This is a genomic window from Brevibacillus sp. NSP2.1 (assembly GCF_000470975.2).
In the GTDB taxonomy this organism is placed as follows: Bacteria; Bacillota; Bacilli; order Brevibacillales; family Brevibacillaceae; genus Brevibacillus; species Brevibacillus agri.
In genome coordinates this window covers 572,184-585,206 of the sequence record NZ_CP048274.1, presented here as the reverse complement: position 1 = coordinate 585,206, position 13,023 = coordinate 572,184, and the positions used below count along the sequence as shown (strand labels likewise).

The window sequence follows — 13,023 nt, the reverse complement described above, 5'->3', positions numbered from 1 at the left end:
TTAAGAGCTTCCCCCTAAAAATTGGCGAAAAAAAGCCACTGCATAAAACATGCAGTGGCTACATTTGGCTACGATCTTAATTCGTCCGCCGCTCTTGCTCGGCTTGCTTGATCTTCAACCGTCTGTACGCATTAATCAGCGGGCGGTGGCGGCGGCTGACGAGGCCGACGATTTCGGTGCCCAGGTGGATGGCGATCAGGAGTACGACCATGACGATGATGGTCGTCCACTTCGTCGTTTTGGTGAGCAGGATCGCCATTGTGCCGAAAAAGATGCTGATCGAGTAGATCGTAAGGACCGTGGCACGATGGGACAGGCCCATGTTTAGCAGACAGTGGTGCAGGTGTCCCTTGTCCGGGCTGGAGATCGGCTTTTTGTTCACGATGCGGCGCACGATTGCGAAGAACGTGTCCCAAAGCGGAACGCCGAGCACGACGATCGGGATGATGAAGGAAACGAAGAGCGCTTCCTTGAAGCCCATGATCGACAGCGCAGCCAGGTTGAAGCCTAAGAAAAGCGAACCGGTGTCGCCCATGAACAGGCGGGCCGGGTGAAAGTTGAAGTACAGAAAGCCCAGGATCGCTCCTAAAAGTACGAAGCAGTAAGTGGCAACCTTGTAATCGCCCATCAGCAGGGCCATGACGCCCATCGTTCCTGCCGCGATAGCGGAGACGCCTGCGGACAAGCCGTCCAGGCCGTCGATCAGGTTGACGGCGTTGGTCACGCCGACGATCCAGAACATCGTGATCGGAATGGCCAGCCAGAAAAGCCAGCCGCTGCTAAAGTCAATGCTACCGGAGTACGGGAGATTGACGACGCCGATCTTGAGTCCGAACGGGATGACGACGATCGCCGTGGCGATCAGTTGGCCGAGCAGCTTCCATTTCGGCGAGAGCTGGTACTTGTCATCCAGCATGCCCACAGCCATCACGATGGTGCTGCCGATGAAAATTCCAAGCATTTCCGACATGCTGGCGTAAGGAACGAACAGGAAGAAAGCCACCAGATAGCCCAGGTAAATAGCAAGTCCCCCCATGCGGGGCATAATTCGCGTATGTACCTTGCGCTGGTTGGGAGCATCTACTACCCCGACCTTTTCAGCCAGTTTTTTTACATATGGTGTCGCAATAAACGATACGATCAGCGAAGTCAGAAATCCGAGGATTAATGTAGACATCGACTGTTCTCCTCTCTACGGATGCATCTAGGAACGGCTACTCCATTTTTCTTTTAATACGGTCAAAACAAACCGGGGAATAGCCAGTTGACGCTTCCAGCGAGACGGCTGAGAAGCTAGTCGGTAAAACCATTCCAAATGCAATTTTTGCCAAATTTCTGGCGCTCGTTTTACTTTTCCGGAGATGACATCGAAGCTGCCGCCTACCCCCATCATCAAGGAGGCGTTCAGGCGATCGCGATACTTCACCATCCATTCGTCCTGTCTGGGCGCGCCCAGTGCGACGAACAGCAGCTCCGGCCTGACTTCGGCAATCTCCTGCACGATGCCCTCCTCGTCTTCTGCCCGGAAAAATCCGTCCCGGTATCCGACGATGCGCGCATTCGGGTAGCGAGCAGCCAGCTTTTCCGCGGCCAAACGGATCACATCCGGCTTGGCACCGAGCAGGTAGACTCCCCACTGGTGCTTGTTTGCTTCCGCCATCAACGCTTCCAGCAGCTCCACGCCTGTAACGCGCTCACGGATCGGCTGATTCGTCCATTTGGCAGCGTAGACGATGCCGATTCCATCGGGAACGACATAGGCTTGTTCCACAATCGATTGAAAAGCGCGATCCGCCCTCGCCAGCATGACGATTTCCGGATTGGCTGTTACGACATGGGTCTTTTGGCCGTTTTTAATGCGTTCTGCTATATATGTGACTGTCTCGCGAAAGCCGCGAGTCGAAAATGGCACACCTAAGATGTTTGCGACCTGTTTGGTCAATGTTTTCACCTTCATTATATAAGTTGCCCACTAGCCATTTTACCCGAAAAGAAAAGCACATTCAAGGATATCATGAATGTGCTTTATTTCCTGCCGTCAAGGCAAACATCAGTCCGCCCTCTGCGACTACTTTCCCATTAACGATGGCCTTCCCGTGCCCTTTGCCGATCGAACCGCGCACGCGCGTCAGCTCAACTTCCAGCGTCAGCGTGTCGCCAGGCTTCACCTGATCCTTGAAGCGAAACTCGTCAATGCCTGCAAACAGCCCGATTTTTCCTTGGTGCTCCTCCATGCTGAGGATGGCGACTGCTCCGACTTGCGCCAACGCTTCCACAATCAGGACGCCAGGCATGACCGGATAGCCAGGAAAATGCCCTTGGAAAAACGGCTCGTTCACTGTCACGTTTTTGATCCCGACTGCGCGTTTTCCTTGCTCCAACTCTTCAATTTTGTCCACCAGCAAAAACGGATAGCGGTGCGGAATGATTTCCTGGATTTGCATAATATCAAGCGGTGCTTTAAATTCCATGTCTGATCGCTCCATTTCCATACTTTATCTGGGCTTGTCTGTGCATGAAGACCAGTTGGCAAACTGAGAATAAACGTAACTCCCGCCTCCGACAAGTCGGCATAGCGGGGTTAAAATAGAAGGGGCACTTCCTCCCCAAACGGGAAGTGCTCTTTTTCCATCCCTTACGTGCGGTTCAACAGCCGAAACTTCCCTAAATAGATCGCGCTCGTAATGAACGAGAACGCGATCACCGTCCACAATATCGCTTCGCTGTAATGATATCTATACATGACAAGCGGTATGACCAAATACAAAAGAACTGTTGTCAACTTGCCATATGCATTTGCTGGTACCGTTTTTTTGCCCCGGAAGTGGTAAATAGCTCCTGTTATTATCATGGCCAGATCACGCATAAAGAAAAACAGGGCGGCCCACACGCTGATCCGCTCTGTCAAAAACAATGAGGCGATCACCGCCAACATCATTAACTTGTCTGCCAGAGGGTCCAACATCATTCCGATTGTGGTCACAAGCTTATGTTTCCGCGCGATGTACCCATCTGCGATGTCCGTGACTCCCGCCAAAATCAAAATACCCAAAGCGATTTCGACGTGAAAAGGAATCCCGGAGAAAAAGACATACAGGTACAAAGGGATGAGCACGATGCGAAAGATCGTAAGCAAATTGGGAAGATTCACGGACATCCCTCCGTAGCAAGAATCGTCGCTTCCTTTTTCAACCACTCGATCTATTATACTCTGTGGACAAACTGCGCAACAAGTCCCTCTAAAAAACAGGCAGCCCCAACCATCCGGTTCGGGCTTGTCCAGCTTGCTCTTCTCTTTTCGTTGCTTACGTATCTGCAAAAAGCAAGTCCCACATATGCTTGTATGTCCCGAGATCAAATACTTCCGCTGTCGGCTTGTGTCCCACTACTCCGTAGCCAATTACCAAACCGATGACGAGAGAGAAAAACAACAGGAGTGGGACCAGCACAATCTTGGCGACCGTCACTCGCCAGTTTCTGCCGCTCCGTTCCCGCTCTTTTGGCTTTTTCCTAACCTCTTCGGTATCACGCGGGAACCTTCTACCCTTCCCTTGTTCCATGCTCCTCTCCTCCGTCGTCACTGATTGAATGAATTATCTGCTGCGCAGCGAATTGGCAATTCCCATCATCTGATCGCTGATGCCGATCGCCCGCGAATTCAGTTGATAAGCGCGTTGAATGTTCACCAGTTGCGACATTTCCTCTGTCATCGTCACGTTGGAGCCTTCCAGTGCGCCCTGGCGCAGTGAAGCAATGCCTTCCTCAATGGCGTTGGCATACTTGGTCATCGGGTTTTCCCCGGAAGCAAGCTCGGCGTCGAACAAGTTTTGTCCCACCTGCTGCAATTGATCCGGATTGTCCACTTTCCAGACGCCGATCGTGCCATAGGAGACTCCATTGGCAGAAAGCTCGCCCTCTGGCGTAATTTGAATGTCTTGCACCGGCTCAGGCAAAACGATGTTCACACCGTTATTGTCCGTGAGAATGTGGCCGGATGTCGTGTGCAGCACATAGCCGCCCTCGTCATCATCGTATTGTACCTTGAAAGAGCCGTCGCGCGTAAGGCGACTTTCTTCCTGAATTACCGCTCCGGTTGCATCCTTGATTTTGTGCGTGACCAGAAAATAGCCCGGCCCTTCAATCAGCACATCCGTCGGCACATCCGTCAGCTTGACGCTGCCCTGACCGAGATCGAGCTTGGTCAAGCCGAGGCGGGCGCCACTGCCCACACGCAAGCCTGCAGGCGTATTGCGGTTTTGATTGTCCACTGCCGGCTGCTCGGTCATCGAATCGGCGAGAAGCTCGGAAAACGATGCCACTCTGCGCTTGTAGCCAATGGTATCAATATTCGCCAGGTTGTTGGCGGTATTGTCCAACGCCTGCTGAATGCCGCGCATGGCCGATGTCGAGATGTTAAGCGACTGCATCCTTCCTACCTCCTATTATCCATTTACCCGTCCGATTTCATTAGCGGCCTTGTCCAGCGTGCCATCAATCGTCGTAATCACCCGCTGATTCGCCTCATACGCGCGCAGCACGCTCATCATGCTTGTCATGGTTTGCGCCGGGTCTACGTTGGAGCGCTCTCTCCAGCCCTGCTGCGTGCCGTATCGCCCTGCAACAGCAGGCGTATCGTACTCTCCGGCTGCCAGTGCAGCCTGATCTTCTGCTTCCACGATGTCGATTGCTTGTACCTCTGCATCGCCTTCATAGCGAAAGACGTTTGTTCCCTCGCGAACGAGCTTCTGCGGATCAGTCACGACGCTCAAGCCCAGTCGCGGATGGGCGGCAAGCGTCTGGTACTCCTCGCTCGCCGTATCCCGGTAGAGCAGCTCGCCAGCCTGATTGATTTTCAGGTCCTGGCCGACATTGATGCCGGTGTCCGGATCGTTCAGCCGAATCGCCTGATTTTGATTGTCGAGCACATAGTATCCGTCCGGCGTCACCAGGTATCCATCCGCATTTACGCTCCAGTTGCCGTTCCTCGTGTAGCGGATATCCTCTTGCTGAGCCGGCTGCGTCAAGTCCTCAATCCGTGCCACGCTGTAAAACAGCCGGCGTTCATTGCCGTCCTGATCGGGCTGCAGGTTGTCCAACAGAGCGACATCGTACGGATTGCGCGTCTCCTCGATGTCCCCTTGTGTAAAATTCGGGATGGCTTCCGACATGTACACGCCGGAGTTCAACCGTCCGATTACCGCAGGCTGTCCCGGCATATTCGGAATGCCAGGAAATTCAGGCCCTTCGGAATCGCGCATGCGCGAGAGTAGCTGTTCCGGAAACGCTCGCATCACACCCACGTCCTGTTTGTAACCAGGCGTATTGATGTTAGCCAGATTATTCGCCAGCGATTCTTGCCTGTTTTGCAAGGCCAGCATGCCAGATGCAGACGTATACAAGCCTCTTATCACGTCATCTTACCCCCTGAATAATCGCCTATTCGAGTGAGCCGGTACTTTGTCCAAATAGTCCAGCATCATTCCGGTTCCTTTGGCTACACACATCATCGGCTCTTCCGCTACCAGCACAGGAACCTTCAGCTCCTCTGCCAAAATCTCGTCGATACCGTGCAAAAGTGCGCCGCCGCCGGTCAGGAAAACACCCTTATCAATAATATCGGCAGAAAGCTCCGGAGGTGTTCGTTCCAAAACAGATTTGGAGGCTTGTACAATCGCGCTCACCGACTCGGCCAGGGCTTCTTGGACTTCGCCCGATTGAATGGTAATTGTTTGCGGCAAGCCGCTTACCATGTCTCGACCACGAATGTCCATTTCGTCCTGGCGCCCGCCGGATACGGTTCCGATCTGAACCTTGATATCTTCAGCCGTACGCTCTCCAATCAGCAGTTTGTATTTATTTTTTATGTACCGCATAATGGCCACATCGAATGTGTCTCCAGCTATTTTGATGGAGGAAGACGTGACAATATCGCCCATAGACAGTACCGCAACATCGGTCGTACCCCCACCGATATCCACTACCATATTGCCCGACGGCTGAAAAATATCCATCCCTGCCCCTACTGCGGCAACTTTCGGTTCTTCTTCGATAAATACCTGTCTTGCGCCGCCACTGCGCTCTGCTGCTTCGCGAATCGCTTTTTGCTCGACAGACGTAATGTTCGTCGGGCAGCAGATCAGAATGCGTGGACGCGCAAACATGCTTTTCCCGCCGATTTTGTTCAAAAAGTGCTTCAGCATCGCTTCCGTAATCTCGAAATCCGCAATGACCCCTTCGCGCAAAGGTCGGATCGCTACGATATTACCTGGGGTGCGGCCCACCATGCGATGCGCTTCGTGCCCCACGGCCAATACTTTTCTTGTATTATTATCTATTGCCACGACAGATGGTTCGTCTAGGACTATCCCCTTGCCTTTTACATACACCAAGACATTGGCCGTCCCCAAGTCGATCCCGATATCTTTGCCAAACATGAAAGGTCCTCCCTGTTACCAGTTACATTTCTACCTAATATCATAGGCTCTTCTACGTGAGAGGACAAGGAAATTCTTTATTGGACACTTTCCTCCTGTTCCACGCGGACTTTTTTACTGCGCCGCTTGTACTTGATCTTGGTCGCTTCGCCTCCCCGCAGATGTCTGATGGCTTTGTGATATTCCAAAATTTCCTTAACCTGGTTAGCCAGCTCCGGATTTATTTCAGGCAGCCTTTCCGTCAAGTCCTTGTGCACTGTGCTTTTGGAAACACCGAACTCTTTGGCGATCATCCGAACCGTATTTCGCGTCTCTACAATATATCGGCCAATCTTGATGGTCCGCTCTTTGATGTAGTCGTGCACATTACTCGCCTCCTTGTATCTACATTGTCTGATACAATATATGGGTGCGTAGGGACACATATTCTACGTTTCCAAGCCTGACAAGCCAGCACGGCCGCATCTTTTTTCCACAGTTTGTACCAACAGCAAAAAAACACCCGCAAGACGCTTGATTTTGCAGGTGTTTTCCATGATTTCGCCTGTTATTGATTTTTTGCTTCCGCCTGCAGCAAATATTGCTGAGGGTTAACCGGCTTGCCGTCCACATGTACCTCAAAGTGGAGGTGGACGCCGAAGTCTTTTTCATACTCGTTGCGGCCGGCCGATCCGATGACCTGGCCCTGTGTCACTTCATCGCCCGGTTTGACTGTGATGTTTTCCAGGCTTTGATAAACGGTGACCATTTTGTCAGCGTGCTCTACCTCAACGGTTTTGCCGACGAGCGGATCATTCTCCACCTTGGTCACTTTTCCGGCGAGCGCAGCGACAACATCAAAGCTCTTGCCGTCGGTTGCCTTCAAATCAATTCCCGTGTGCGGGTAGAAGGAATTGCCGTACTTGACGAGCGCTTTTTGCTGCTCGTCTTTGGACGCCTGCTCATCGTAGTAGCCCATTCCCAGCTCATACTGAACGTTTTTGCCTACAGGCCATGCCAACGGTTGAACGCCACTTGTTACAGGTACCGCTTCTTCGCTTTGCTCTGGTGTCTCAGGAGCCGCTGGAGTTGTCACTGCCACGTTATCCCCGACATTCGTCATTTTGGAGACCGTGTCCATGACGCTGCCCTGATACCACATCACAAAAGCGAGAATGATTGCTGCGGTTCCGATGTAGATTGCGGGGAACGCCCACTTCTTGCCCAAAACTTTTTTCCAAGAGCTTGCCTTCTTGAATGGAATCGGTTGATTTTGATTTTTTTGATCTTCCATTTTATTCATCACCTCATCCCTCAGTATCGCCAGAATTTTGGCGTATAAACCTGAGGGAGTAGGGAAAAGTAAAAATTTGCGTTCTTTTTTGCTAGGCGCGCAAAATTTGCGAGTATTCCTGCAGGCTGATTCCTTGATAGAAGTGCTTCACGATCTGCTCGGCGGTTTTTCCGCTCTTGGCCATGCCGTTTGCTCCCCACTGGCTCATGCCGACACCGTGGCCGTATCCTTTGGTCGTAATAAACACCTGATTCCCCCTGAGTTCCAACGAAAAGGACGACGAATTTAAATTCAGCTTTTCGCGAAATTCCCGCCCGCTGAACTCCTTGCCGCCAATGCTGATCTTGCCAACCCGATTGCCTGTCGTTCGCGACTCGATTCGATACCAGGCCCCACTTGAAGACGCCTCCTGCGCAAGCTTCACGCCCAGCTCTTTTTCCAGCTCTGCCGTCGACTTGACCACCGTTTCTTCATAACGGGGAGACTCGATATCCCACGGGCTGGCAACGCTTTTCAAATAAGGGATCGGCCTTTCCCAGTACTCATCCGAGTTTTCGGTGAAACCGTTGCTGGTGGAAAAAAACGTCGCATCAATCGGCTCTCCCTGGTACGTCAGCACGACACCCGCAGTTGCCTGAACGGCTTGCTCGATGCGCTTGCTTTTCCATTCGTATTGGTCCCCCCAGCGCTCGCGGCGCTGCGCTTCATCCATATAGACCTGATGCTGGACGGTATCCAGCACCTGTCCGCCTGCCGGCACGTCGTCGAACTTCCCTTGCTTCAACCTGCGCACGATATACGTTCGCGCAGCCATCGCCTGGGCTTTCAGCGCCTCCAGTTCAAATTCGGCAGGCATCTCGGCGGCTACCACTCCGGCAATGTACGTCTCCAGCGGCAGTGTCTCCACAACCTTTTTTTCTGTCCGGTAGACCTTGATGGAAAGCGACGGGGCAGTTCCGGCCATTGCGGGTTTGTCCTGCCCTTGGACGGCTGCGGCTGGCTGGGCGGCCGAATCGTGCGAGGGAGCAAACAGATAGACCAGCGCGGCCGGCATCAGGACGAGCAAGATCGGCAAAGTGATAAACCCTATGAGCAAGTAGCGTTTCATCAAGTGATCCTCCCCGTTAAGTGCTAGACACTTTCAGTCTATGTACTGCCGCAGACCGATAGAACGAGAGAGTAAGAGAGTCGCGAGAAAAGAAAAAAGACCCCCTGCTTTCGCAGAGAATCTTCGTTTTTGTCATATAGCTGACACATTGGTTACGCAAAATTAGGAGAGAAGCTTACCTTGATCGTATCCGGTACTACCGCTTCGCGCTTTTTCTCCTCTGGGCCTACGCGCTCTACATCTGCCCCAAGCGCCAGCAGTTTTTCCGTAAAGTTCACGTACCCACGGTCGATATGATGGAGAGCCGTAACCTCTGTCTCCCCCTCTGACACCAAGCCAGCCAGCACCAATGCGGCACCTGCGCGCAAATCAGTCGCTGCTACCTTGCTTCCGGTCAGCTTGGAGCCGCCTTCCACAATCGCACTGCGTCCTTCGATTTTGATATTGGCATTCATGCGGCGGAACTCTTCCACGTGCATGAAACGATTTTCAAAAACGGTTTCAGTCACGATGCTCGTTCCTTCTGAAACAAGCAAAAGCGCCATCATTTGCGACTGCATGTCAGTCGGGAAGCCTGGATACGGCAGCGTCTTGAGATCGACAGCCTTGAGCGGACCAGTCCGGCGAACGCGAATGCCGTTCTCCTGCTCGTCTACCTCTACGCCCATTTCCCGCAGCTTGGCAGTGACGGATTTCAGGTGATCGCAAATCGCGCCTTCCACAAAGACATCGCCACCCGTAATCGCTGCGGCTACCATGAACGTTCCCGCCTCGATCCGGTCAGGGATGACGCAATGCGTGCAGCCCTTCAGCTTTTCCACGCCTTCAATGCGAATAGAGCCAGTTCCCGCACCGCGGATTTTTGCGCCCATTCTGTTCAGGAAGTTGGCCAGGTCGACAATCTCCGGCTCCTCTGCCGCGTTTTCAATCACGGTCGTGCCTTCGGCCAAAGCAGCCGCCATCATGATATTTTCCGTTGCGCCGACGCTTGCGATATCGAGGTAGATTTTTGCCCCTTTCAATCGCCCGTCTGCTTTCGCTTCAATAAACCCTTGTCCGATCTCGATTTTGGCTCCCATAGCCTCAAACCCTTTCAGGTGTTGGTCGATCGGGCGGGTACCAATGGCACAACCACCTGGAAGAGCGACACGAGCCTGTCCTTTTCTTGCCAAAAGCGGCCCCATCACCAGGAAGGATGCACGCATTTTGCGGACCAGTTCATAGGATGCTTCCACGCTGGTGAGCTCGGAAGCATGGATTGTCAGCACTTCATGATCATATGTAAGGGAGATTCCCATCGATTTCAAGAGGTCGCATATCGTCCTGACATCGTCGAGAGCAGGTACATCCGAGATCACGCATGTTCCTTCTTCTGCCAGGATAGATGCTGCAATAATAGGGAGTACGGCATTTTTGGCGCCAGATACTTTCACATTACCGGCCAATGCCTTACCACCACGGACAATAATTTTATCCAATGTGTACCCCTCCGCGTGCTAATATTCCACTGTGATGATTGGCGTACCTACAGTGACCCATGTGCCAGCATTGCCACTGTCACGGTGTGTCGCCACTTGCAGATTCATCTTTTGCCCGTTTAACGCGATGAATGGCTCCCACAAAGGGGTATGTCCGGAAATACTGACAACCGTCTCATCTTGTAAACGTTCCAATTCTGTTGCCTGGAGGGTAGCAAAAATCGACATAATTTTACCCCCCTGTTGGTCAACACTCATCTTAACATTGTACAATCCGCGAATACAAGTGCTAATTTGCGGAATAAAGTCGGCATTTTTCAGGGCTTTCGCGAAGGTTTCTTGTATCTGCTCAATATATAGTAGGGATTCACGGCTTCCGGATAATTGCAGCACTAGATATGTGTCAAACGAACCATTTTTAGGAACGCCTGTCACCTCGTAGCGCACCGAAACGCCGTTTTGCGTGTATGTAGTCCGATACATAAGAACGTTGCTGTTCTGCGATTCCCCGTCAAGGGAAAGAGGGATCTCCAGCTTTTTTGCCCATGTCCGTGCCAACTCTTTGACTTCTTCCGGACGCAGCACTTCTCCCATTGCCACACGCGCGCGTACCTGGATGGATACGCCCGTTGCTCCTGAATCTTCGAGCGTTTGCATTATCTTGCTCGCAACAGGTTTTGCTTCCGACGCCTGCGCAGGCATCCAGTACACAACACAAACTGCCAGCAATAGAGCAAGTACAAGCAGGCCAGACCATTTCCCCATTTAAATCCTCTCCCCATGTTTCATGGCTATCTCTTTGTACTTCTCATTTTGCACATGAAACTGGGTAGATATACCAGCAAACGCAATGAAGTTTGGTCAATCAGGAAAACAGGTTGCCGAAAGTCATGGACCAGCCCAAATAATCCAGGAAAAAGCGCGATACTTCGTAGCCGATCACGATCGACAAAAGAATTTGCAGCAGCTTGGCTTGCGCCCCCTGCGGATGCTTGACGATCTTTTCAAAGCGAAATGATTGCAGAGCCCACCAGGCGAGTGCAATGAATACAATCGACATGACGATGCTCAATACGCCGTACACTTCTTGCGGCATGGTTGTTCCTCCTCTTGCAAATCAGTAACCAAAAAAAGAAAAAGGGACAGCCCGAAAGCGAGCTATCCCTTCTATTGTACATGATGTAGCGTTCCGTTACGAGTATCACTGAAAGTTGGGAGGAAGCATGTTCCCAAAGTCAAACGACGGATTGAAATGAATCTGTACGTAATCGGTAACCAGACCCGGGAAGGCCCCGAAAAACACCGTCAAAAGAGCCAGGACGAAAACGAGAGTCCAGATGCCTTTTGGCACGGCGAGCGGCGCTTCGCTCGTCCCCGGACGCATGTACATCTGTCTGATAATCCCGAAGTAATAATAATAGGAAATGACGCTTGTGACGATCATGATCGCTGCCAGCCAGTAGTTTTCCTGGGCCAGAGCGCCCATGAACAGATAGAATTTCCCGAAGAATCCTGCGGTGACAGGAATGCCCGCCAGCGACAGCAGGAAAATGCTCATCGCAATCGCCATAATCGGCGAGCGGTGATACAAGCCTGCGAAGCCTTTGATCTCCTCTGTCCCTTGCTCGCGGGTGACAACCATGATGACCGCGAAGGCCCCGAAGCTGACGAGCAAATAGCCGAACAGGTAGAAAATCACTTCGCCGAAAAACAGCGTCGTCGGTGGCACGAACGGCACCAGCAAGTAACCCGCTTGCGCGATACCCGAGTAAGCCATCATGCGCTTGACGTTTGTTTGCCGCAGCGCCATCGTGTTACCGATAATCATCGAGGCTGCCGCCATCAGGCCGAGGTACAGGCTCCCTTCCTGGAAAAAGAAGCGGTTTGCCCCGTCGTTGACGTTAAAGAACGAGATCAGCAGGACGCGGAACAACAGCGAGAAGCCTGCCGCTTTTGATACGACCGCCAAAAACGCCGTGACTGGAGTCGGAGCGCCCTGGTACACATCCGGCGCCCACATGTGGTTGGGAGCCGCGGATATTTTAAAGGCAAGACCGACCGCCAAAAAGGCAAAGGCCATGTACACGAGGAACTGATAGCCGGCCATTCCGGCCTCTGCCAAGCGGAACGAGATTTCGTAAATATGCGTCGTTCCCGTCAGTCCGTACACGTACGACATCCCGAACAAGGTAACCGCTGTGGCGATTCCGCCCGAGACGACGTATTTGAAAGCCGACTCGTTCGACTGCAGCGACTTTTTCCGCAAGCCGACGAGCACATAGGACGACAGGGACAAAAGCTCAAGACCTACGAACAGCGTAATCAGATCGGCAGAGGACGCCATGACCATGGCCCCCAAAAGACCTGTCAGCATCAAATAATAGTACTCTCCCGTATGGGTAACCTCTCCCTTTTTCAAATACGAGAGAGAGATCAGGATCGCAAATGCCGTCCCGCCCAGGAAAAGCAGCTTGAACGCGTTGCCGTAGTCGTCAATGCGGATCATGTCCGCCATGTAGCTGTAGGGCTTGTCGAGCACATTGACGTTGACGAAGACAAAGACTGTCGCCAGCACTACCCCCACCAGGGACAGCCAGCCGATCACCTGCCTGCCAAGGCGCTTGCCCGCAAACAGGTCCAGGAGCGACAGAATCGTCGCAAATCCGAGAATGATAAATTCGGGCAGAAGGTAGCTCCAGTCATATGAGAAAATATCTTTTACGTCCATGG

The 13,023-nt window shown here is 52.4% G+C and carries 15 protein-coding genes; all 15 read right to left on the bottom strand.

Going from position 1 to position 13,023, the window contains the following annotated elements; translation table 11 throughout:
* Positions 1–76: 76 nt before the first annotated feature.
* The 15 genes from M655_RS02850 to nuoN all read right to left on the bottom strand — a co-directional run bounded on the left by M655_RS02850 (position 77) and on the right by nuoN (position 13,021).
* A complete protein-coding gene (locus tag M655_RS02850; RefSeq protein WP_026557556.1) occupies positions 77–1,177 on the bottom strand; it encodes a glycosyltransferase family 4 protein in 1,101 nt (366 codons plus the stop codon).
* Between the two features lie 27 nt (positions 1,178–1,204).
* Positions 1,205–1,942, bottom strand: coding sequence for a WecB/TagA/CpsF family glycosyltransferase (locus tag M655_RS02845; RefSeq protein WP_026557557.1), 738 nt, complete (start codon positions 1,940–1,942; stop codon positions 1,205–1,207).
* Positions 1,943–2,012: 70 nt separating this feature from the next.
* Positions 2,013–2,471: a 3-hydroxyacyl-ACP dehydratase FabZ gene (gene fabZ / locus M655_RS02840; RefSeq protein WP_005831818.1), complete on the bottom strand. Its 459-nt coding sequence runs from the start codon at positions 2,469–2,471 to the stop codon at positions 2,013–2,015.
* A gap of 164 nt (positions 2,472–2,635) precedes the next feature.
* Positions 2,636–3,157: a CDP-alcohol phosphatidyltransferase family protein gene (locus M655_RS02835; RefSeq protein ID WP_005831816.1), complete on the bottom strand. Its 522-nt coding sequence runs from the start codon at positions 3,155–3,157 to the stop codon at positions 2,636–2,638.
* A 148-nt stretch (positions 3,158–3,305) separates the two neighbouring features.
* Positions 3,306–3,560: a DNA-directed RNA polymerase subunit beta gene (locus M655_RS02830; RefSeq protein WP_005831814.1), complete on the bottom strand. Its 255-nt coding sequence runs from the start codon at positions 3,558–3,560 to the stop codon at positions 3,306–3,308.
* Positions 3,561–3,593: 33 nt separating this feature from the next.
* Positions 3,594–4,427: a flagellar hook-basal body protein gene (locus tag M655_RS02825; protein ID WP_005831812.1), complete on the bottom strand. Its 834-nt coding sequence runs from the start codon at positions 4,425–4,427 to the stop codon at positions 3,594–3,596.
* A gap of 15 nt (positions 4,428–4,442) precedes the next feature.
* Complete coding sequence (locus M655_RS02820; RefSeq protein ID WP_007778464.1) at positions 4,443–5,411, bottom strand: flagellar hook-basal body protein; 969 nt, start codon at positions 5,409–5,411, stop codon at positions 4,443–4,445.
* A gap of 6 nt (positions 5,412–5,417) precedes the next feature.
* Positions 5,418–6,434 carry a rod shape-determining protein gene (locus M655_RS02815; RefSeq protein WP_005831808.1) on the bottom strand — a complete coding sequence of 339 codons (1,017 nt, stop codon included), beginning with the start codon at positions 6,432–6,434 and terminating at the stop codon, positions 5,418–5,420.
* A gap of 77 nt (positions 6,435–6,511) precedes the next feature.
* A complete protein-coding gene (gene spoIIID / locus M655_RS02810; protein WP_005831806.1) occupies positions 6,512–6,799 on the bottom strand; it encodes a sporulation transcriptional regulator SpoIIID in 288 nt (95 codons plus the stop codon).
* Positions 6,800–6,981: 182 nt separating this feature from the next.
* Entirely contained in the window at positions 6,982–7,707 is a 726-nt protein-coding gene (locus tag M655_RS02805) for a M23 family metallopeptidase (protein ID WP_005831802.1), read from the bottom strand.
* Positions 7,708–7,798: 91 nt separating this feature from the next.
* A complete protein-coding gene (gene spoIID, locus M655_RS02800; RefSeq protein ID WP_025843651.1) occupies positions 7,799–8,815 on the bottom strand; it encodes a stage II sporulation protein D in 1,017 nt (338 codons plus the stop codon).
* Between the two features lie 152 nt (positions 8,816–8,967).
* Entirely contained in the window at positions 8,968–10,293 is a 1,326-nt protein-coding gene (gene murA, locus M655_RS02795; RefSeq protein WP_007778456.1) for a UDP-N-acetylglucosamine 1-carboxyvinyltransferase, read from the bottom strand.
* Positions 10,294–10,311: 18 nt separating this feature from the next.
* Positions 10,312–11,058, bottom strand: a complete 747-nt coding sequence (locus M655_RS02790) for a YwmB family TATA-box binding protein (protein WP_026557558.1) — start codon at positions 11,056–11,058, stop codon at positions 10,312–10,314.
* Positions 11,059–11,158: 100 nt separating this feature from the next.
* A complete protein-coding gene (locus M655_RS02785; RefSeq protein WP_005831793.1) occupies positions 11,159–11,389 on the bottom strand; it encodes a DUF1146 family protein in 231 nt (76 codons plus the stop codon).
* 105 nt (positions 11,390–11,494) lie between these two features.
* Positions 11,495–13,021 (bottom strand): NADH-quinone oxidoreductase subunit NuoN, encoded by a 1,527-nt coding sequence (gene nuoN, locus M655_RS02780; protein WP_005831791.1) that lies wholly within the window; start codon positions 13,019–13,021, stop codon positions 11,495–11,497.
* Positions 13,022–13,023: the final 2 nt, after the last annotated feature.

Bases quoted from the DNA above. Each gene is read 5' to 3' on its own strand.
- M655_RS02815 (WP_005831808.1), bottom strand. From the start codon at position 6,434: ATGTTTGGCAAAGATATCGGGATCGACTTGGGGACGGCCAATGTCTTG.
- M655_RS02850 (WP_026557556.1), bottom strand. From the start codon at position 1,177: ATGTCTACATTAATCCTCGGATTTCTGACTTCGCTGATCGTATCGTTT.
- M655_RS02830 (WP_005831814.1), bottom strand. From the start codon at position 3,560: ATGGAACAAGGGAAGGGTAGAAGGTTCCCGCGTGATACCGAAGAGGTT.
- M655_RS02825 (WP_005831812.1), bottom strand. From the start codon at position 4,427: ATGCAGTCGCTTAACATCTCGACATCGGCCATGCGCGGCATTCAGCAG.
- M655_RS02835 (WP_005831816.1), bottom strand. From the start codon at position 3,157: ATGTCCGTGAATCTTCCCAATTTGCTTACGATCTTTCGCATCGTGCTC.
- M655_RS02805 (WP_005831802.1), bottom strand. From the start codon at position 7,707: ATGGAAGATCAAAAAAATCAAAATCAACCGATTCCATTCAAGAAGGCA.
- spoIID (WP_025843651.1), bottom strand. From the start codon at position 8,815: ATGAAACGCTACTTGCTCATAGGGTTTATCACTTTGCCGATCTTGCTC.
- fabZ (WP_005831818.1), bottom strand. From the start codon at position 2,471: ATGGAATTTAAAGCACCGCTTGATATTATGCAAATCCAGGAAATCATT.
- M655_RS02785 (WP_005831793.1), bottom strand. From the start codon at position 11,389: ATGCCGCAAGAAGTGTACGGCGTATTGAGCATCGTCATGTCGATTGTA.
- nuoN (WP_005831791.1), bottom strand. From the start codon at position 13,021: ATGGACGTAAAAGATATTTTCTCATATGACTGGAGCTACCTTCTGCCC.
- M655_RS02790 (WP_026557558.1), bottom strand. From the start codon at position 11,058: ATGGGGAAATGGTCTGGCCTGCTTGTACTTGCTCTATTGCTGGCAGTT.